This window comes from Bradyrhizobium sp. Arg816 (genome assembly GCF_029989365.1).
GTDB lineage: Bacteria > Pseudomonadota > Alphaproteobacteria > Rhizobiales > Xanthobacteraceae > Bradyrhizobium.
Map to the genome: position 1 here is coordinate 1 of NZ_JAPRAQ010000038.1, position 21,161 is coordinate 21,161.

Annotated in this window: 12 protein-coding genes and 6 pseudogenes; 4 read left to right on the top strand and 14 right to left on the bottom strand. The window is 57.2% G+C overall.

Going from position 1 to position 21,161, the window contains the following annotated elements:
• Nucleotides 1-189 (bottom strand): annotated as a pseudogene (locus OWC48_RS43070) (transposase); the annotation flags it as partial.
• 518 nt (nt 190-707) lie between these two features.
• Here OWC48_RS43070 and OWC48_RS43075 point away from each other — a divergent pair.
• A complete protein-coding gene (locus OWC48_RS43075) occupies nt 708-1,436 on the top strand; it encodes a hypothetical protein (protein ID WP_282525460.1) in 729 nt (242 codons plus the stop codon).
• Between the two features lie 158 nt (nt 1,437-1,594).
• Nucleotides 1,595-2,479, top strand: a complete 885-nt coding sequence (locus tag OWC48_RS43080; RefSeq protein ID WP_282525461.1) for a MurR/RpiR family transcriptional regulator — start codon at nt 1,595-1,597, stop codon at nt 2,477-2,479.
• Between the two features lie 1,196 nt (nt 2,480-3,675).
• On the opposite strand, the pseudogene OWC48_RS43090 reads toward OWC48_RS43080, so the two are convergent.
• The 4 pseudogenes from OWC48_RS43090 to OWC48_RS47595 all read right to left on the bottom strand — a co-directional run bounded on the left by OWC48_RS43090 (nt 3,676) and on the right by OWC48_RS47595 (nt 7,151).
• A pseudogene (locus OWC48_RS43090) lies at nt 3,676-4,711 on the bottom strand (ABC transporter ATP-binding protein).
• Between the two features lie 15 nt (nt 4,712-4,726).
• Nucleotides 4,727-5,138 (bottom strand): annotated as a pseudogene (locus OWC48_RS43095) (ATP-binding cassette domain-containing protein); the annotation flags it as partial.
• Between the two features lie 16 nt (nt 5,139-5,154).
• Nucleotides 5,155-6,265 (bottom strand): annotated as a pseudogene (locus OWC48_RS43100) (IS630 family transposase).
• A 177-nt stretch (nt 6,266-6,442) separates the two neighbouring features.
• Nucleotides 6,443-7,151: pseudogene (locus OWC48_RS47595) on the bottom strand (ABC transporter permease).
• A 169-nt stretch (nt 7,152-7,320) separates the two neighbouring features.
• Between OWC48_RS47595 and OWC48_RS43115 the strand changes: the two are divergent.
• Together OWC48_RS43115 and OWC48_RS43120 are read left to right on the top strand one after the other, a co-directional pair.
• Nucleotides 7,321-7,467, top strand: coding sequence for a hypothetical protein (locus tag OWC48_RS43115; protein ID WP_282525464.1), 147 nt, complete (start codon nt 7,321-7,323; stop codon nt 7,465-7,467).
• Between the two features lie 192 nt (nt 7,468-7,659).
• Nucleotides 7,660-8,043, top strand: coding sequence for a transposase (locus tag OWC48_RS43120; protein ID WP_282525465.1), 384 nt, complete (start codon nt 7,660-7,662; stop codon nt 8,041-8,043).
• Between the two features lie 115 nt (nt 8,044-8,158).
• Here the strand turns inward: OWC48_RS43120 and OWC48_RS43125 are convergent.
• From OWC48_RS43125 to ectB, 9 genes and pseudogenes are all read right to left on the bottom strand, one after another.
• Nucleotides 8,159-8,355: pseudogene (locus tag OWC48_RS43125) on the bottom strand (ABC transporter permease subunit); the annotation flags it as partial.
• 88 nt (nt 8,356-8,443) lie between these two features.
• The gene (locus OWC48_RS43130; protein WP_282525466.1) at nt 8,444-9,871 is read right to left on the bottom strand and encodes an aspartate aminotransferase family protein; all 1,428 of its coding nucleotides are present in this window, start codon (nt 9,869-9,871) and stop codon (nt 8,444-8,446) included.
• Nucleotides 9,872-10,587: 716 nt separating this feature from the next.
• Nucleotides 10,588-12,156, bottom strand: coding sequence for a class I adenylate-forming enzyme family protein (locus OWC48_RS43135; protein ID WP_282525467.1), 1,569 nt, complete (start codon nt 12,154-12,156; stop codon nt 10,588-10,590).
• Between the two features lie 576 nt (nt 12,157-12,732).
• Nucleotides 12,733-12,864, bottom strand: a complete 132-nt coding sequence (locus OWC48_RS43140) for a hypothetical protein (RefSeq protein ID WP_282525468.1) — start codon at nt 12,862-12,864, stop codon at nt 12,733-12,735.
• A gap of 78 nt (nt 12,865-12,942) precedes the next feature.
• The gene (locus OWC48_RS43145; protein ID WP_282525469.1) at nt 12,943-13,245 is read right to left on the bottom strand and encodes a hypothetical protein; all 303 of its coding nucleotides are present in this window, start codon (nt 13,243-13,245) and stop codon (nt 12,943-12,945) included.
• A 2,371-nt stretch (nt 13,246-15,616) separates the two neighbouring features.
• Nucleotides 15,617-16,123 carry a hypothetical protein gene (locus OWC48_RS43150; protein ID WP_282525470.1) on the bottom strand — a complete coding sequence of 169 codons (507 nt, stop codon included), beginning with the start codon at nt 16,121-16,123 and terminating at the stop codon, nt 15,617-15,619.
• Nucleotides 16,124-17,232: 1,109 nt separating this feature from the next.
• Nucleotides 17,233-17,361, bottom strand: a complete 129-nt coding sequence (locus OWC48_RS43155; RefSeq protein WP_282525471.1) for a hypothetical protein — start codon at nt 17,359-17,361, stop codon at nt 17,233-17,235.
• 662 nt (nt 17,362-18,023) lie between these two features.
• A complete protein-coding gene (locus OWC48_RS43160; protein ID WP_282525472.1) occupies nt 18,024-18,911 on the bottom strand; it encodes a crotonase/enoyl-CoA hydratase family protein in 888 nt (295 codons plus the stop codon).
• Nucleotides 18,912-18,967: 56 nt separating this feature from the next.
• Entirely contained in the window at nt 18,968-20,212 is a 1,245-nt protein-coding gene (gene ectB / locus OWC48_RS43165) for a diaminobutyrate--2-oxoglutarate transaminase (protein WP_282525473.1), read from the bottom strand.
• Nucleotides 20,213-21,161 lie beyond the last annotated feature (949 nt).

The window sequence follows — 21,161 nt, forward strand, 5'->3', positions numbered from 1 at the left end:
GCGCCAACGGGTCATCGACGATCGATCGAACGGCAGACGGTGGCAGAAGCTCAATTCGCCGCAGAAGTATTGGTAGTAGGGGTTCTCGATCCAGCGGGCGCACAGCACCTCATCTGACAAGTTGTGCGTGTGCTTCAGAATGAACAGGCCGGCCACGAGCCGCGTCGGCAAGCCAGGCTGCCCCAACCCTGTAGCGCGGCCGCTTCATGACACTGGAAACGATCGCCCCGTTGAGCGATAATCCTGCCGTCGGCTTCCCGGCGATCGCCCCTGACCATCCGGCCCATGCCGGCGAAGGCGGTGGCCCGCCGCCAGCTACACCACACCACAGGACACGATCCGTCGTTGTTCGGAATCCGTCATTGCAAAATGTAGGGAGTTCCGCTAGCGCGGAGCGAAACACATGGCGTTCCATTCTCGCTCACAGCTAGCGTTGTTGGCATCCCAATTGCTTGGACGCGGTCCGGGCATCTCGATTTCCTTTATTGAAGCGAGCAAACCCGCTCGCGGCTTCGTCTGCTAAGCCAGCCGGCGCGGAGGAGCCAGACGAACTGTTCATTCGAATCGAGCGAACAACTGACAGCGCAGCGGGTAAACGTTAAATACTCATGAGAGTAACCGTCGCGTGGAACAATGACTATACTGGCGGGATGAACCGGTTCAACCCCTCCCCTCCGGGGGAATACCGCCGCGTCTCGGTCGGAAGAATGATAGCTGAAACCATCGTGGCGGCGCTGCAAGAGGGCGGCCACACAACGCAGCTGTGCGAGGGTGATAAAGGACTACTCGCTACCCATGAGTGGTTCATGCCACCCGATTCGCAAGCCCCTCGCACCGGATTGGTCTTCAATATGGCGAGCGAAATCCGAAGGGCGGGAACTCTGTGCCGCCTGCTGGGAAACGAAGAAATTGAGGGATTGCCCCTGGTGGAGCATGATTTCGGCGATCGAAAAACAGGTTTTATCACTTGGGAAGACAAGCGGCATATCGCGGGCGCGGAGCCGCCGAAGATGTGTCCGACAAAAGTTGGAAATGCACTTGAGACGAAGCTGCGGGATATTTCTGTTGCGACGTTTCGTGCATGCATGTGCCGAGACTACGCCCGCGTCGACCTGCGGATTGATCGCTCTGGCCAGGCCTTTGTCCTAGAGATCAACCCCGAACCGCCACTTAACATGGGGGCCTCTTATTTCTTGGCTGCGACGACCGCAGGATACACCTTCTCGGGAATGATCAATCGCGTCCTGGATGTCGCCCAGAGGCGGTATTTCGGAGTCGGCAACCCAAAGGCCGGCATGCGTAATTGTGGCCAGATTGTTCCGATCTCTACCGTTGGGCGGACTCTGCGCATGCGGAATTATAATGCTGGCGAGCGCGTTCCCGCTCAGACAATCCTGGTGGTGGTCCAACAGCGGTACAATTTGGCTCTTGGGTAAGCCGGTCGTCAGACCGTGATAATGTTCTCAACCTCCTTATACTTGTCGTGAAAAGAACGATTAAGTCACTCAAAGTCGGCGAGCGAAAAGCTGTACGCTCAGGCGAAGACGCGCGTATGCTCAGCGTCTCTCGGCTCAACAGCGGGAGGTATGTCGCAATGGCTTGTCCCATCGCAGGCGCCATCAAGGGCAGCTACGAGCGGATGCCGCGGCAAATGAAAGTTGCGGCACGTTGGCTGCACGATCATCCGACGGAGGTCGCATTGCTTTCGATGCGGGAGCAGGCGCGCCAAGCAGGCGTATCTCCGGCGACGCTAACACGGTTTGCGCAGCGCCTCGGATTCGATGGTTTCGATGGATTGAAGGAGATATTCGCGGACAATGTTAGAGAAGGGCCAGAAAGTTTCGCCGAGCGCGCAGAGGAGCTGCCGGTAAGACGAGAGGCCGAAGGCGATGCCGCCGTCATCGGTGATACAATCGATGCTTTGCATAGTCATCTGAAATACCTTGCGCAGCCCTCCGCGATTGCAGCGTTGGGCGCTGCCGTGGATGTCATGGCTGAGGCGCGAAACATCTTTTGTCTTGGCCTCCGCTCAAGTTTTCCTGCAGCATATCTAATCCATTATGCCTGCTCGTTGCTGGGCTCCCCCACGATTATGATCGGGGGAATAGGCGGCACATCCAATGATGCGCTTAGGTTGGTAAGTCCAGGAGACGTTCTACTGGCGGTTACAGTTAGCCCATACACCCGCTATACGGTGCAGGCCTCCGAGTTCGCGGTTTCGCGCGGTGCAAAGCTAGTCGCGGTGACCGATAGCGAGCTATCTCCGGTCGCCAAGCTTTCCGATGTTGTGATTTGTGTTCGGACTGAAACACCTTCGTTCTTTCACTCAATGACACCCGTATTCGCAGCGGCGGAGTGTCTCATAGAGCTTATCGCGGCCAGGCAAGGCAGCCGCGCGCTTGTGGCGTTGGAAGCGAGCGAAGCACATCTCGCAGCATTCGATACTTACATGTTGGCGAGATCGCTCAGGCGTAAGTAGATTCGTGCAGTACTCAAAAGATTCCACTCGTACCGACGAACTTTCCGTGAGAATGGGCTTCCACATTTCTCCAGGTGACGGCGACTATGGTTCGGAGATCGGGATATTGCATAAGAACGCCGCGCGGCCGCCTTCGGTTGAATACTTGGCAGAAGGCCTTCGTTCGCGAGCTTCGCGCGCAGAAGACCCGCAAGGTACCGGCCGCGACACTGAAGAAGCGAGTACAGCAGCCAGTGTCGCTGCCCTTGGCCGCCTGTTCGCGGCCCACCGAAAACCCTGACCGCCATCTCAAGCGGATAAGCACATGTATCTCGATCTGGCAGATCATCTTGGGCGAGCGGTTGGCGCGGCAGTCGGCATTCAGGGAGCGGCATTTGAAGGAAGCCTTAGCCCGCGACCTCGTCCAGACGGCGGGCAGCAACACCGCGTGCGGCAGCTCGATGCGCCAGCGGTCCCACAGGGTGCGCCAGCGCCGTTCGAGCCAGAACCGCACCTTGCGGCCAGGATCGGATACGGCAGACGCGGCATCAGGATCACGGCGTGACGGTAGGGAAGCTGCATCATCTCCGCGGGATCGACGAGATAGCGCGCTGCCTCGCTCACGCCCTGACTGAGGTGATGGGGTCAAAGGTCGCCCCCTGTGAGTGGCTGGACGAGTGGCTGAGAATCGTTGTGTAATCGATACTGTCCGCGAGCATTCACGTGGTCTGGATATCCTTGACGTTGAATCCGACCTTGCATCCGGCGTTGGCGATGATCGAGCGCGCCCGGCTGCGCTCGAGCGGCTCGAGGTCCTGCGGGATTATGATCATATTCATGTAGGTGGCCAGGAACCCTACTCGTCCTCAATCGGTTGAAGCCGCCCCGCGCCGTCTCCGCCCCGTGATCGTCGGCCTCAAAACCCCCCTCACGAGATCGAGCCAATGGAAGTTCTTGATCGCGGGGTTGACTGATTTGGCGGGGATGCGTCTGTGTGGCTGATTACGACATCCTCTCTCCAGTTGCAGTTCGTTGACCACGGGCCCAAAAGGGATGGGAAACGCGATAAAGCGGTTATCCGCTTGACGGGGATCCAGGCGCGCGCGGTTGGAAGCTGTGTCACGATCGGGTCCTGTTCTATCCTCCCGTCACTTTTCAGGTTCATGTGCCGACGTCCGATCTTCGTGTCGGCGGTGTGCACAAGATATGCGATCCGGTCAAAACGTCTGTGGCTGTGCCACAGGAGCGAGCAAAGAATTGGCCGCGGTAGCCGGCTCGGCCGGAATGTCCATAGTTGGGGCGCGCGCATGACAGCCTACGGCGCGCCCGTCAGCCACCGGCACCAAAGGCGGCACTTTGATCCGGCAGCGCTCAACCGCAAGCGGGCAGCGCGGGTGAAACGCGCACCCTTTCGGCGGTTGATGGGGCTTGGCACCTCGCCCTCAACTGGCGCCTTCAGCCGAACCCCGGTGTCGGGCCCGGCACTGGGGCGGCCGCGATGAGTGCCTTGGACCGGCTTTGCGAACAACGCCTCGCATGGGGCGAGTTCCACGATGCGCCCCAAGTACATGACCGCGACGCGATGACCGATATGCTCCACGACGCGAAGGCCATGTGAGATGAAGATGAAGGCAATGCCCATCTGCTGTTGCATATCCATGAGAAGGTTCAGAATCTGTGCCTGCACAGAGACGTCAAGGGCTGGAACTGCCTCTTCGGCGATGATGAGCGAGGGCTGTAGCGAAAGTGCCCGCGCTATGCCGAGCCGCTGGCGCAGACCACCCGACAACTCGGACGGAAGCCTGTGCATCATCTCCGGCGACATACCAGGCTTTCGCAGGAGGTCCACAGCAAGGGCTTGGCGCTGCTTGCGGCTGAGCCGATCGAAGTTCTCTGCGGGCTCAGTAATAACCTGTCCAGCCGTGAGACGCGGATTCAGCGCCGAGTAAGGATCCTGATAGACCATCTACATCCGCCGGCGCCAATCTCGTACCGCGAGTTTCTTGAGACCGGCAACATCGGCTCCCTCGATCAGCACACGTCCGGCTGTCGGCTCTACGAGCCGCATGAAGAGCCGCGCCACGGCGGACTTGCCACAGCCAGTTTCGCCGACAATGCAAAGCGTCTCCCGGGCCTTGCCAGACAAGGATATTTGTCCACGGCCCGGCTCAGCGGGTTGGTTGTCTTCGAGTATCCTATACCGAGCGGATAATGCTTGGTCAGGTTCTCGACTTTCAGCAGAGGACCGCTCATGCGTGAACTAGGGTCCGCGGTCGTTGGCTCGTCGGCAATCCATAGTTCCTGTGAGCAGGCGAGAGCCATAGCGATCATGACATGCAGGCGCATACCGCCGGAATTTCGTGCGGATAGTTGATTACGCGACGCTCGGGATCCGCGATGCTGACGAGCCGGAGCATCTCTTGAGCTTTTGCCATCGCATCTGATCGGGAGGCTTTGGCGTGGATCCGCACTGTCACGGCGATTTGGCGACCAACGCGATCCCCTTCCCGCGGACCTGTCGCCCCTTTGCTTGCGAGTTTCAGCAGGTCGCGTCCGTGAAAGCTGATCTCGCCGCTGATGGTCTTCGCGTTTAGCTTCGGCAGCAGGCGAAGAATGGAAAGGGCCGTGACGCTCTCCAGCATCCGGATTCACCTACAACGCCGAGCGTTTCGCCACGTTGACCTAGTCAGGTGAATCTAAAGTTCGCCACATAAAGTCTGCTGGGCTTTGTGGCAGAAGCGTTTGACGGAAGCCAAGATCTGGTCTGCGGACTTGGTCCATTTGAAGGGCTTCGGGTTGTTGTTGTGCAGTTCGATGAAGGTACGGATGTCGGCCTCGAGCTGCCTGACGGAGGTGTGAACACCTCGCTGGATCTGCTTTCTGGTGAGTTCAGCGAACCAGCGCTCGATCTGATTGATCCATGACGCGGAAGTCGGCGTGAAGTGGACATAATAGTGCGGCCGGCGAGCGAGCCACGCTTTGATCTTGGGTGTCTTGTGGGTGGCGTAGTTGTCCATGACGATATGGACAGCGAGCCCCTCAGGGATTTGAGCGTCGATCTCTTTGAGGAACTTCAAGAACTCGACCGCCCGATGGCGTTTGTAGCATTTGCCAATGACAAAGCCGGACGCGATGTCGAGCGCGGCAAACAGCGTGGTCGTACCATGTCGCACATAGCTGTGCGTGCGACGTTCCGGCACCCCAGGCATCATCGGCAAGACCGGCTGCTCGCGATCGAGTGCCTGGATCTGGCTTTTCTCATCGACGCTGAGGACAACGGCTCGGTTCGGTGGGGACAGGTAAAGCCCGACAATATCGCGCACCTTATCGACGAATAGCGGATCGCTCGACAGTTTAAATGTCTGGCTGCGGTGCGGCTGCAAGCCGAACGCCATCCACATTCGGCGGATCGTGGTGTGAGAAAAGCCGGTTTCCGCAGCCATCGAGCGGATCGACCAGTGCGTCGCGTCGGGCGGTGTCGTACGCAATGTCCGCTCGATTACCTCAGCAACCTGATCGTCGTCGATGGTTCGAGGGCGGCCAGGGCGGGCTTCGTCAAGCAGGCCATCACAGCGATCCTTCAAGAATCGGCGGCGCCACTTGCCAACGGTGTGTTCATGGATGCCAAGTTCGGCAGCCACAGACTTGCTTGGCAGACAATCTGCACATCGCAGGATCGCGCGGCACCGCTCAGATAGCGATCGGGCTACACGATGACGACGAACTTGCCTCTCCAAGTACGCCCGCTCCTGCGGACTAAGCACTAACGGCGCGATCGGGCCGGCCTCGCACACCTGCATTCGCCACTAGCACTCTCCTCTCTAGAGATTCGAGCGACAACTAATGCGACGAATTTGCGTTCCAGATGACTAGAAGCTGATGTTATCCAATACGCGGGTGATGCTTTTCTGGCCGAAAAAATGTGTCTCCAGGCCTCGAACATCGAGGAGAACGTCATCCCCAATGGTTTCTTGCAATTGCATGTCAGCCTCCACGTTTTGAGCGGGGATTAAACAGGTCGCGTAAGCCATCTCCGAGCAGGTTGCGGCAAGAACCGTGATGACAAGGCAGGCTCCGGGGCGAAGACCGTGAATGGTGCGACGCCGAGATACAGGTTTGCACTTGAGATCATGTTTCCCCAACTGGGGATCTCGGTCGGCACGCCTACGCCAAGGAAGCTCGGCCCGGCCTCTGTCAGTATCGCCGACGCGCAGACATTGGCACTCTGCACCAGAAGCGGCGGAATGGCCCTCGGGAGGATGTGCCACCACAGTACCTTCGGTAGGGACGCGCCGCCACAGAGCGCTGCCTCCACATAAGGGCGCGAGCGAACACTCAGAACCACTGAACTAACCAGCCGCGTAACACTTTGAATCGAAGAGACCGTGATCGCGACGATGAGGGTTCCGATTCCGGCGGCCGTCAGCGAAACGAAGGACGATGGCCAGCAGAATCGCCGTGATCGCTATCAGGTCGTCCACGATCCGCATGGCGATGTTGTCGAAGCTGCGACTGTAGCCGGCGATGACACCGATCAAAAGCCCGACTAATGCGGCGCTCACCACCGACCTCAGTCCCACCAAGAGTGAAATTAGGACGCCGAACATCGTTCGCGCAAAGACGTCAGCGTTCAAATTATCGCTCCCTCACCACATCTCGCTGGAAGGCGGGTGAAGCCGTTGAACGGATCCATGTTCAGAGGATTGCCGGCTTAAAGCGGAGCAGCAAGCGCCAGTACGATCGACAGCGCCAACAGGCAGCAACCCATAAAAACTAGCGGATGCCGCTTTGCTAGACGCGAAAGGCCAGACGGCGGTGACCGGCTCACCGACAAGGATTCAACCGGAGCCGAGAACAGATTCATGTCAGTACCGAAGAACCTGAGGCGTGATACCGGCGGCCTGGCGCCTGGCCAGATCGGCGGCCACAGGAAGCGGGTTCTGTCGGATGCCGACGCCGACTGGCTGCGCGATCGCGTTCGCTCGGGCCATTCACCTTGCGCAAGCTGACGCAGGAGCTGGCTGCACGCGGGATCAAGACGGACGTGCGGGCGGTGTGGGCTTTTGTCCACACCGAGTGGCTCAGCAAAAAAACGTTCTACCAGCCAAGCAGGATCGCCCCGACGTCGCCCGTAAGCGGACCCGCTGGAAAGCGCATCAAGGCTGGATCGACGTCGCGATTTTGGTTTTTATCGACGAGACGTGGATCAAAAACAATTGGCACCGCTGCGCCAGGCCCCTGTGGGCAGCGCCTCCAGGCCGCTGCGCCCTTCGGCCATTGAAGACCATGACCTTATCGCGGCGCTGCGTTACGATCGGATCAGCGCGCCTTGGGTGATTGATGGTCCCATCAATGGTGAGCTCTTCGCACTGTGCGTCGAGAAGGTGTGGGCACCCACCCTCGCACCGGGCGAGATCGTCCTTCTCGACAATCTTGGCAGCCACAAGGGAAAGGCGGCTCGCCAAACAATCCGCGCCAGAGGCGCCCACCGTATCTTCTTGCCGCCCTACAGCCCTGACCTCAATCCAATCGAGCAGGTCTTCGCCAGACTCAAAACACCTCATGCGAGCTGCAGAGCCTCGTGACGTGGAGGCAACCTGGCGAAAGGTCAGCGAACGCCTCGACCTCTTGTCCGAGGAGGAGTGCACCAACTACTTCAAAAACTCAGGCTATGTTTCCGTGTAAATACATCATGCTCTAGTCGCGATTGTTGATCGCATCGACCACCAATCGGCCGACACCAGAAATGTTGAACACATTTCCGTGATGACGACGCCAGAAATCAGATAGGCGAAACTTATGCCGATCACGGTAAGGATCGCGACACCCGCATTCTTTAGGGCGCGGTGGAAAAGCATCGAATATGAAGACGCGCCCTTCGCCGCGGCAGTTCGCAAAAGCGGCCTTCTACGAAAGAGGGGGGCACCGGCCTCAGACCAGTGACTCCACTTTGCGTATTTCTTCCGGGCTTTTCTCTCTCGGCAGTTAGGTCAATGGGCTGCTGGAGGCTGCGATCAACCTCCCGTTCAGCTCCAGAAAATCTTCGAATGCGCTTGCAACCCCCTCAAGCTCACGCGCTGACATCGGTAGGGACAGGTTGAGCATGCCCTTGCAGGTCAGATATTGACCCCTCTCTAACATCTCTAGGTGAAAGAAGGGCTTAGCATTCGGATCTTCGGTCTCCGTGTCCGCGATTGTGCGGATGTCGCCCTCACGGAAATGGATGTTCATCATCGAACCGTTTCCGGTGAACTGTATGGGCAGTGCGCGAGCCTGCGCGATCCCGTTGAGCTTAGCCCGCAATGCATCGCCCATGACGTTTAGCTGAACAAGACGGTCGCTCGTCAGCACGGTTGCCGCGGCCACGGCCGCAGCCATGGAGATGGCATTGTTATTAAATGTGCCGGCATGAGCAAGGGCATCTGGGCGATTTGGATCGTAGAGCGCCATGATGTCCTCGCGCCCTCCAAAGGCGCCGAACGAAGCTCCTCCCCCGAGATACTTACCCAGTGTTGTGAGGTCTGGCGTAATTCCGAGGACACCTTGGAGACCGCTTGGCGCAAGACGAGAGCACATCACTTCGTCAAAGATGAGAATGACTCCATGCCGTTGACAAACGCTGCGTATTGCTGACAGGAATTCCCGACTCGCAGGAATGCATCCCGCCGAACCCTGCAGCGGCTCAACGATAACCGCCGCAAGGTCACGCGCTTCACGATCAATCGCAGCCACCGTCTGTTCTATGTCGTTGTAAGTGCAGAGTACGAGCGGAAAAGGCGCGTTTTGAGCAGAATCGCCAGATTTATAATGCAATACTCCCCCGTGATAGCCTCCGCGAAAAGCCACAATTCGCGAACGTTTCGTGAAGGCTCTGGCTGTCACCAACGCCATAAGATTCGCTTCGGTGCCCGAATTCGTGAACCGGATGCGTTCGACGGATGGGAACCGCGAGCACAGGGAAGCCGCCAAGCGCGCCTCGTTCTCGATGTGCCCGCCATGCACCCAGCCCGTTTCGATAGCATGCTGGATAGCTGCCTTGATCGTCGGCTCTGAGTGTCCGAACAGCCCCGCGCTGTATTCACACAAAAAATCAACATAATCATTGCCGTCCAGATCTTGAACTCGACAGCCCGAGCTCGTCTTTACGACAAAAGGAAACGGCTTAAAGAACAGAACGGATCGCGTATTTCCCCCCGGCATGAATTGAGATGCGCGCTCCATATAGGCGAAGCTCAGCGAGTGTTGTCTGGAGTAGCGCTCTTCCGCGTCGGTCAGAGCGCGAGCGAGATCTAGGTTATGCCTAATTTCTTTCATCACGAGTTTTCCATTTTCCGGTTCAAGCCCATAATTCCTAGGAAGGTGAGACTGCTCATCGGCACCGACCGCCTGAGAGCCAGGGAATTGGCCGATCAAAGTGCGGATTAGCCGGGGAAACCCTTCCCAAGAACAGGGTCGTTCTTACCCTCCCCAGCTCGAAGGTTTCAGCCCGCGAAGACGACGGCGCGAGCAGAGCACGCAACGCATGGTGCCGAGCCCGCCCTAGGCCTCGCGGTGCAGGCAAGCCCAATGAGAAACCGATTGTTATCGACAATCGGCCGGGCTGTGCCACCGTTGAAATCGCGCACAATGCCTTTTTAGCTCAGCAACTGTGTTGTGGGAATCGGGGGGATCCTTATGATCGGCATCGGCGCTCATATGTCACACACCCATTTTCGTGAGTAGCGGAAAGCGGGCCGCATTCGCTGAGGAATAGGTGACGCTCCGTATCTCTTCATCTGCCCTGCTCTCAAGGTCATCCACCATATCGGCCACCGGGCTGGGTCACGTATTTGGTCGGATCGCCGAGGTCATGTCGATGATCGCGTCCAACCGTGAGCGCCGAACATCAGCCTGATCCTCGTTCGCTTAGTCGCTCGGCCTTTCCGATGTCGTGATAGAATTACGAGTCTCGATTCGAAGCGACGCCTGAAAGTCAAAATGAAGCTTCCGAGATCTCGACCGCAAAAAGCTTGCAACCCGAACCGAAGACGGAAAATCCAGGGCTAATGGCGGCAAGAGATGCCACGGCCGACCCGCTGAACTATCGAACTACCTGCGCGGGTACGCAAACCTGGACCAAAACAGCCGCTTCAGCGCCAGCGGTTCTCCTCAGCGTCGTAAGTGTCCGATAATGGATTGCGGTCGGCCATCAGCTCACGTTTGAGCACCTTATTGCTCGTGACCGTTCTCGGAAGCGTCGGAGTAAAGGCGATGTACCGTGGCACCTTGAATACAGCAAGGCGCGCCCGAGCATGATCGAGAATGCGCTCCACTTGCAGGTCGGCTCGCGTGAGTCCTTTTTTCAGTTCGACGTAAATCTTGACCTCCTCGCCCCATTTATCATCGCGAACAGGCACCGCGGCCACATCCGCGATCTCAGGAATCTCGCGGATGATCGCCTCCACCTCGCACGCAGCGATATTCTGACTAAAGCGACGGATCATGTCTTTCCTACGTCCTACGAACCAATAAAAGCCGAGTTCGTCGTGGCGCAACAGATCCCCAGTTTTGAACCATTCCCCTTCGAAGCAATCCGCATTTGCGTCTGGCCTGTTCCAATAGCCCCTGAAGATGCCGCGCCCCTTCACCCAGAGCTCGCCAGTTTCGCCTACTCGTGTAGGGACGCCGTCATCGTTTACCAAGCGCAGCTCGCGAAAAGGGGAGCGAAATCCCACCGAACCGACCTCATTCATCTCTGCGACATTAGGAGGCATTTGCGTGCCAAGTCCGATTTCCGTCGACCCATAGGTGTTGTTGGCGCGCACAGCAAACTGTTCGCGATATCGGCGGACCGTCTGAGCACTCCAGCCGTCGTACTGCCACACCCGCTTCAGGTTCGTCGGTACGTTATCGTCGCGTTCTGCTATGAGCCTCGGCAACGGACACCACTCGATCCGAAAGTTCTTCACCCAATCCATAAATTGCGATGCGTCTATTTGCTGAGCGACGTATACCGTTCCGCCTTGTCCATATGAGTTCAGAAGAATCAATGGCCAACTGATATAGGAGAAGGATGCCCAACTCAGATACCTTTTGACCGGGAGAAGATAGGCAGATACGTAGGAGGCGACCCCCCAATAGTCGTGCGTCAACATGCAGCCCTTCGGAAAGCCCGTCGTTCCCGAAGTATATTGGATCGTCAGCAGGTCCTCGGGGCGGACATCCTCGTCCACCGGCGAATCGTCGACGCTCTTGAATAATTGATGGAGCGTGATAGCTGTCCCGCCGAAAGGCTGCCCTACAAGAATTACTCGCTCCTTGGCAAGTTCTTGCGGCCAAGGATCCATTGCGCAGAACACTGACCAAGCACATTCGTCGACTATAGCGAATTTGGCCTGCGCATCGCTGATAATGTATTCGACCTCCCTTGGCGTGTAGCACACGTTAATAGGGACCATCACCGCACCGAGCTTTGCAACTGCGAACCACAAGCTCAGCCATTCGATGCGATTGGGTAGCATTACCCCAACGCGATCGCCCTTGCGCACTCCGAATGCGCGCAGCGCATGTGCATAGCGGTTGGACCTCCGATCCATCTCGGAGTACGTTGCGCGTTCGCTGCGCTCGAAGATGTCGACCGCAGTTGTGGACGCATGTGTTCGCGCCCGCATCGAAACAAGCTGTCCCACTGTTGTGGTTTCATATGCGGCCTCCAGCACCTCGCTCCTCCGCAAGGCGTTTGCTACGCGGTCGTGCAGTTGGCTTGATGTCCAGTTGTTCGGAGTCATTATAACAAACCTCAAGTCCAGAAGACAAAGAATAGGTCGAGTAACGGGCGCAAGCGTTCCGTTTGACAAGTTGCCTAGGCCACAGCCAGCGTAGGGCGCTGGTCTAATTAAGCAGCCGGCACGCGCATGCTCCGCAGATCCGATGTTGATTGTGCGCGCGGCACTACGGCGAACTCAAGTCCAGCAACGCGCGGCTCCTCACTCCCATTGATAAACCACCCTTGCCATTGCCGCACCTTGTCGTATCGTGATGAGCGTCCATCATCCCTTATTCGGCCAGTTAGTAGTTGACGGTACATCACTGACAATGATCATGACACTACCTACTCTGGTGAGGATATGAAGAAGCGGTGGCGGCGCGTATGAACGACAGGTGCCATAGACCCTAGCGGGTCGATATGGGCTGCGGTCGCGGAGAATAATCTCCCGGGCCAACCGACCAGCCGGTAATTGTCGTCAAGCGCCCTATGGTTCGCCAAGCGCCCTGAGCCGGGATGGTTACGCGACTCACGGCAATCCGAGAATGTTTTTTTTAATCAGACCATCAGATACCAGGCGATCGGGGTGGATGATGCCGCCGCGCCAGCGCATGGGGGCGATCGCGCAGGAAGCCATGGCCTCGCCTATCGGCGCCTGCATGGCAGACTCGGGCGGGACGTCAGGATGGAAGTGCGTATTGCCTCATGGAGGAATGTTCCCGAAGACGGGATCGTTGCCTCATTTATTTTGCGCGAAGAAGACGGAAGGTCGGTACGGGGGAGGCTGGCAGTGGAGTGCGCGCTTGTCCGCCGCGGCAGTGCGGGCATCAGCTTTCTCGATCGCTTTCAACAGTAGGGGACCATTTCGGCCGTAGATCTGTCCGAGATCATCAACCGGGTCATCCGACGCTTGTTCCGCAACCAGCAACGCCACGAAGCTCGACCGGCAGGGCCCAGTAAGGCTCTTCAGTTCCGACTTGGCGGCCGGCGCCAACTCCGAAGCAGAAAGGGCAGTCTCGAGTGACGCGTTTGTCCAGCTCATCGCCGTACTTCTCCTCACGCCGCAGCATGAAATCCTTTTCGTGTCGTCGCATCATCAGCAACAACACGGTGAGCTGCGGCCGATCGATCTGCGCGAGCCGGGTTTCGACTTCACGAACGGCATTGCCGCAGCTTGCCCTGCAGGCTATCATTCTCGGTGACCCCGAGCACACGCTGCGCTGAAACGATGTTGTTGAAACGCGTTGTATAAAAGCTAATGTCGGCACGAGGAACGATACGCCTTTGAGAGATCGACCTCCGACAAGGAGGCAACCTACTCCTCCATCTGATCGAGCCCGGCCAGCTCAAATCTGATGCCCTGGGCGGGCTCACTATCAGCGCTTCATCGTGGCTGCGCAAAAGTCCATTGCAAGCTGCTGAGAGTCAAGAAGCGCTCCTGAAATCGCCGCCAGGTGAGTACGAAGGTGAATGCTGTGGCCCACTTCCCGCTGAACCTGAGCAACATAATTGAGCCCAAGGATGCAAGTCGTCCCTGTGACGAACACGCCCTATTCCGAGCAAGGCAATCTTGGTTGGCAGCTTGGGCGAAGCCGGCGAAGATTCGGCAATATGAGGCGTAGTGCAATGATTGAAGCAAGCATCAGATTGCCAATAAATCCATTATCGTTTCGCCTTTCTGATCAGTACGATCGAAACGAGGACTCAGCGAGATGTCGGCCATTCGCAGCCTCTAATTTGGGTTTGTTACACAATATTGAGGACGAGACCGTAGTGGCATGCCGTGACAAGAGCGGACAGGCGGTCGTATTGCGTTCCTTGTCCCCCGGCTTGATCTGCGCGGTCGACCGGCTTACTCACCGATCGTCGACGGTCCAAAGACTGGTTACGGCATCGGCATATCACGCCCTTGAGCTGCAGACTCGCACCGCTGGCGGCAGCTCGCGCGTAAATTATGCGATCTTACGCACAATTGCGCAGGATTTCATGTCACCGAGATCGGTACGGACGCGCTCGGATCCGCGCTCACGTTCGGCGCATCACGCCCGCGCCTGGCGGGCGGCAGAGAACGCGGACAGCCTCAATTCTGAGCAGACGGCCGGCTGTTGTCGATGCCAGCGGCCGTCTTTCGCTGCCTTGATCTGGGGGCAGGATCAGCAGGTAGCGATGCGCTCCAATGACGGCAAGCCTGCCGCGCACCAGTTAACACCCCACTCGTCAATTCGGGCGAGCCCTGATTATCAGCGGCTAGATCTCGGCGGCCTTGCGTTCTCAGGCCAGCCCCGCTGCAATCGGCGTCAGCGCAGCATGACGGAGGCAGCCACGACGTTTCAATGGGGGCGATCAAATGACCTCGCGAGGACAAACTGGCGATGACATCAGAAAGGCAGCAGTTTTTCGTTCGAAGCCGCGACTTTGACTTTGATCTCTCGGCGAAACTTCTGGAGCAAGCCTGGATTTGTTCACCGAACTTTCTCTTCTGTCCCGATGGGCTACATGCCAGATTTATGCATCACGATCGCGAGTCGACAATGGTCCAGGCGCACCGTCGGAACGTTGCAGATTGATGCACATTCGAGTCGGATGCGACCGTCGCGCGCGCAGGTACCGACTATCGGGTTTGTCGATTGGGTGCTGTTGTTGCTGTTTATCCGTATCGAGGCTTTTGTTAGCCGCTGTTTGAGCTATCTCTCAACGGTGAAACGACGAATCGTCCGAACCGGATCTCCAGTCGCGTGGATATGAGGCCACCCGCCAGTCCAACGCCCTGAACTTCGGCTGGTCGACAAGTCTTGCGCAGAGTAACAGGCTTATGTTCGCAACCGATAATCTCCCCATCGTGACGGGGTCCGGAATAAGGTCATAGAGAGCGAACGCCGCCCCAAACTCTTTCTCTCCATCCCGCTCGAAGGTTACTCGCGAGTTGCCGTCCGGCAGATCAGGCGCGCAGTCCAAGTTCTGGTTAGATTTCTGCCCAATAAGCACAGCACCCGCCATATGCGTCCGCAAACTTTAGCTCATCGTGTCCTCTTCGATTTGACGTGTCTGGAGTGGATCGATCGCTCCTTCAGGTGGCCCATTCGCTTTCGGGCGTGATTTCCAGATTGTCTCCGGAATGGCAGCGTTTCTCCCGAGTGACATCGAGTGGTTCTGAGCATCGCGCCCTGTCTCACAAAGCAGTGGCATACCGGCTCGGCTGGCCGCCAGACTTCGTCTGGTAATTAACTCCCGCGATGTCGCTTCACACATCCATGTATATTGCACCGCTGTGATAGTCACTTCGCTGGCACGTGCGCCTCGCGCGCGTCGACTACAATAGTCGCCAACTTAGTTTTGACGTTATTGGGAACATCATCACGCTGCGGCTCAGTCGTGATCAGACCGTGAGGCATCAATTGTCATGCCGCCTAGAATTACGAGGCTAAAACGAAGTCGATATTGTCGTGACGATCCACAAGCCGCCTCAACTCCTCGCCGGTTAACCAAACGAGCAAATCGTCGTCGATAATGTTCTCTTCGACCAGCTGCAATATTGACCCGCTGAGTTCATGATGCGCGTGTCCGTATTGCGCAAGGACGCCCTTATCAAGTAGCCAGCGCTCTGCTAGTCCAATTACGAAGTCTGGAGTCCACATTGAGAACGACACGCCGCGTAGTATTCCAGCCATGATCTTAGGCATGCCTTTTCCTCTAAAGTCTTTGCGCAACCAAAAGTCGCCGTGGTAAGCGACCTTCCCGGTAATCTTCTTCGCGCTTGGTGCCATGCAAGTACAGCGATCTTGAGGATGTGCGTGTATGGCCGGTTCAGCATAGAACATCTTCAGAGATTCAAGATGTTCTGCAAGGTTGGTGTGAGAAAGGTCATATACTCGAGCTGCCTCTACAAGGGCGACCTCGTTATTCTTGTCGGTACCAATCATCCAATATCCCTCGCCTAGTTTTAATGGCGAGCGATCTGGCCGGAAATTTGGGTACGTTGGCTTTTTTGTTGGAAGACTCCGTGTGATTGAAACATACTCGTGAAAGTCGAAACCTATCGAAAGCCGGATGCCTCTTTTCGCGGCGGCGTCATCATATACCCGAAGAAAGCGTGACACTTGCAACGGATTACCTACGCTCTTCATTGCTGCACCTTGTTCCTCTCGTGACCGTCCTAAGCCCGCAAAGCGAATTTACGAGGTGATGATACAGCACGAACAATGGACAGGGGTACTACCTGCTCTGGGTGAGGAAGGTTTATTCGATATTTGAAGAAATGATGTTGGCAAGAAACGGCATCCAATCGCGGCAGAGCGTTTTTGAGCAGTAGCGGAGCGGCGATAAAGGCCATGCCAGTCAGATCTGGCCTCGTAAGAGAAATGCACACGGTCAAACCGATTGACGATCTCCGCTATGACGCGGCGCATGTTCGTTGCCTAGCCAGGTCTCCGGAAGCAAAACATGAACGCTCCATACATAGCGTCAGCAAGCAGCCTGGTACGGCGCTGAACGAGTGGCGCCTTTGTCCCAAATAGCGCGGGTCGACCCTGCCCCATCTTTGACCCGACCTGCTGATCGTCGGGCGGCGCCAATCAATAACAGATCGATATTCCTCGTGAAGCTCTTCGGATTCCCTTTTCTTTCGCTCGCTCGCGCTGCTAGCCCGGCACTACTATGTCTTTGGATAAAGAAACCCAGTATCCAAGCGGAGGCGTATAGCCTCCCGTTTCGTCGGCTTTCCTAGTGCAAACGAGGCGGAGGCTTGACTCCTAACCGGGTGGTTCTTGTCGTGTGTGCTTCAACCACGCGCCTCAGACTCCGGCATGACTAACTCGTTCACCCTGGAGCGTTCGGCCAAGTGTTACCTTTCAAACCTAGCGGTCTGTAGAGCTTGGTGAAAATGTGCTTGAGACCCATCCTCCTGCACCACGGGGCGAACGCCTTACTGCGATAGCAGGAGCCGTTGTCCGTCATGATGCCGGAGATCTTCACGCCCAGCCTGTGGTAGTGACGGCGTTTTCGAGGAAGTCGATAGCGCTCTCATTCCTCGTCACTCCGGATCTGGGAGAAGGCCGGGCGCGATGCATTGTCGATCGACACGGACGAACTCGTGGCCCGCACCGCGGCTTTCGCCCTTCTCGCGGTCGCGGGTGATGCGGTGGCCGGGTTTTACGAACATACCAGCTTCTTGAGGTCGATTTGATGAGCTCGCCAGAATGTTCGCGTTCATAGCGGCGCACCGGAGCGGCTGGTTCCAGAGTCTTGCTTGTTGAGGCCGAGGCGTTGCAGCACCCAGCTCACCGTCGCCGCTGACACCCGACCTTCTTGGCGATCTGCCTGCCTGTCATACGCTGACGGCGCAGAGCCTCGATCCGGTCGGTCACGGCCCTGGCGTCGGGCTGCGCAGACGGTGTGGCCGTGAGGAACGATCTCTCGTTCCGTTCTGCCTCCGCGGCAATAATGTCAATCCACGTCCGGGCAGTCCGCGGGTAGACGCCTGCGGCTCGTGCGGGCTCTGCCCGCTCTGCAAGAGCCGCACAATTGCTCTCGACCTGGCGGCGTAAGCCGGGCCGTCTCATGGATGTCCATTCGGTTTCTCTTGCGGGCTGCTGAAGCTTCGACACCTTCAGCTTCCCCGACCGAGACCGAATGGACAACCTATTGAAAGCCCAAGGCTAGTTCGCCGAACCAAAACGGCAAGGTCCGTCAGCCTGCGGACCACTCCCTCGCGTCTGGTTTCTGCCGGCCTGCCCTCACCGGGACCTCACTTGGGCGGCCTCTCACCTCATTCACGGACGCGCGGGTCTCGGTCGCGCCTCGGTTCGTCGGGACGAGTGATGATTATTTGTACTCCCTCTCCGTCCACCATGGAAAATATTCAGGCATGTCGGTTGACACCTTACCCTTGAAAAGCGGAGGTCGCTTTTCCAGGAACGCCATAACGCCTTCCCTGGCGTCAGCGGACCGGCCAAGCGTATAGCTGACGCGGCTGTCGATCTTGTGAGCTTCCACAGGATCATCGGCGCCCAGCATGCGCCACATCATTTGCCGGATCAGCGCGACCGATACGGGTGGGGTCTTTTCGACGATCTCGCGGCCGAGCGCGCGCGCCGTAGGCAGCAGTTGATCAGAGGGCACCACCTTGCTGACCAATTGTGCGACGAGCGCCTCCTCAGCCGGAAATACTCGCCCGCTGTAACACCAGTCCAGCGCCTGAGAGATGCCGACGATACGCGGCAAGAACCAGCTCGAGGCCGCTTCAGGCACGATGCCACGCCGGGCAAACACAAAACCAAAGCGCGCGGCTTCAGACGCGATGCGGATGTCCATCGCGAGCTGCATTGTGGCTCCGACACCGACCGCGGATCCATTCACTGCGGCCAATACGGGCTTCATGCATTTAAAGATCCGCAATGTGAGCTCGCCGCCAATGTCACGCAGGTTAGGATCGCTGTAGTCCACCGTGCCATCGGACTGGCTCACGTGCTCGCGGTGCGCGCCAACATCAAATGCGTCGCCTCCCGACGAAAGATCGGCGCCCGCGCAAAAAGCGCGGCCTTTGCCGGTCACGATGATGGCGCCGACGTCGTCGTCCGTGTCGGCGCGATTGAAGGCGTCGATCAACTCCCGGGCCATAGTACTGGTAAAAGCGTTAAGCCTCTCAGGCCGATTCAAGGTGATGATAAGGATCTGGTCGGCGACCTCATATTTTATGGTCTCATAGTCCATCCGGGTTCCCTCCTTATCTGGATGAACAGCGGGGTTTCGCTCACCCTGCCCTCGGCCTATCTGGCCTCGGCCAAGCATTCCTCGAATATGTCAAGACCTTGATTTAGTGTCTCAAGATCGATCGTGAGCGCAGGCAGAAATTTTACGACCTGGTCAGCAGGTCCGCATCGCTCGACGATCAATCCCTTCTCAAACGCCTTACGTGTTGTAGCCGCCGCGAGTTCGGCCATTTGACAGTCAAATCCCAACGCCATGCCCCTCCCTCGAACCGAAAAGCTATTCCCGTACTCGGATGCAATGGCCTCAAGTCGACACCGCATAAGGTCAGCTGTGCGGTGAACTGCTTGTGAGAACGTCCGGCAGCGCCAAAATATGTTTATGGCTGCAGTTGCAGACACAAGTGCAAGATTATTTCCTCGAAACGTGCCGGTGTGTTCTCCTGGTCGCCATGCGTCGAGTTCCTCTTTGATCAACAACATCGATAGCGGCAGACCGTACCCACTTAGCGATTTCGACAGCACAATCACATCTGGCGACACTCCGGCGAAATCGAAGCTAAAGAATTCGCCCGTGCGACCACATCCCATCTGGACATCGTCAACTATGAAAAGAGCGCCGATATCTCTTGCTACGGCCTGAATTGATCGTAACCATTCCTCGCCAGCTACGTTTATGCCACCTTCTCCTTGCACGGTTTCGACCAGAATGGCAGCTGGACAATCAATCCCGCTGCTCTCGTCAACCAACGCCTTTCGCAGGTAGTCAGCCGTATCAACGGCTGGCCCAAGATAACCATCATAAGGCATGAAAGTTACGCCAGACAAAGAAATGCCGCTAGCTGCACGATAAAATCGATTGCCGCTCGCGGCGATCGCTCCTAGGCTCATGCCGTGATAGCCATGCATGAATGAAATAATGTTTTGACGTCCCGTGACTTTGCGTGAGAGCTTTAGAGCTGCCTCAATAGCATTAGCACCTGTTGGCCCTGTGAATTGGAACCGGTATTTCGCATCCCGTTCTCGAAGAATGATGGAGCTGAAACTCGTCATAAATTCGAGCTTTGCAGGAGTAGCCATATCAAGCCCGTGGATTACAGCATCGGACGCTAGATACTGAGAAATCGCAGTTTTGATATCGTGATTGTTGTGGCCGTAGTTCAGCGTTCCAGCCCCGGAGAGGAAATCAATGAGCCTTCGACCATCCTCCGTCCACATAATCGAACCGCACGCTCGACTAAACATCGCCGGGAACGAACGCGAGTAGGAGCGGACGTTCGACTCCAGGGCTTCGAGAGCCTGCATTCTTCGCACCTCGCTAGTCACTCCACGCATCCTTTATAACTAGGCAGTCAATAGACAAGCAGTAAATTGCGCGAGCCACGAACACAGCCGCAGAAACAATCAGCGCTTATCGTACATCCTTGGTGTCTTCCTGAATCGCAGCACGCACCTACCCTAGAATTGGGAACAGCGAACCTACTGACCTTGGTAGTCTTCTGCCATCGGCGGCGCTAACAGTGGCGCTAAGCACCCTGCTGACGGCGATGGCCAGCTGACCTGCCCGGACTCTTGCCCGCGAACACGGTGTCCGGCGCCGGCTACTCCACGCTCGCGGATGCCGTCCGCAAAGTTGTTGGGTTGCCGGCAACGTCAGGGATGGGACTCGCTCGGACTGGATCGGTACGATCCGCTGACCAAGAGTTCGTCTGTACTTGCCTCACCAGCGATGCCGAGTTCACAATACAGAGCGAACAGGGCTACTTCCAGCTTCGATGGGTCCAGCCCGCTTTGTTGGCGAGATTGAACCCCGACCGCTCGCGCCAGCAACATGCCTGTGAAGGACGGACATTTTTGGTCCGCCGTATTCCCGAGACAAGCAGAGAGCCTTGTTCTGCCTAAACGAGTGAACATCCGGGCTTGTAGTTGATGAATTGTTAATTCCAAAATCCATATGTGTTACGTTGGCCGTTGGCGTGCAATAGGCCCGACCTGCGGCCCCTGCAAGCCAGAAGATGTCGACCCGTCATGGAAGGCGAGGATCGACGTTGTTTGGCCATATGCATCCGTGTGGCGATGATTGCGCTAGTCCCACTCGCACCGTGAGAACTAGCAAATAGCGTATTCAATTTGCGCTCTGGTCAACTACATATTTTGGTCATTGATCTACACTCCACAAGCATGTCACTGATTGGTCGCTGAACGTCAGCTCGGCCAACGGAGACCTGCAAATGTTGGGATGCAGTATTGAAGA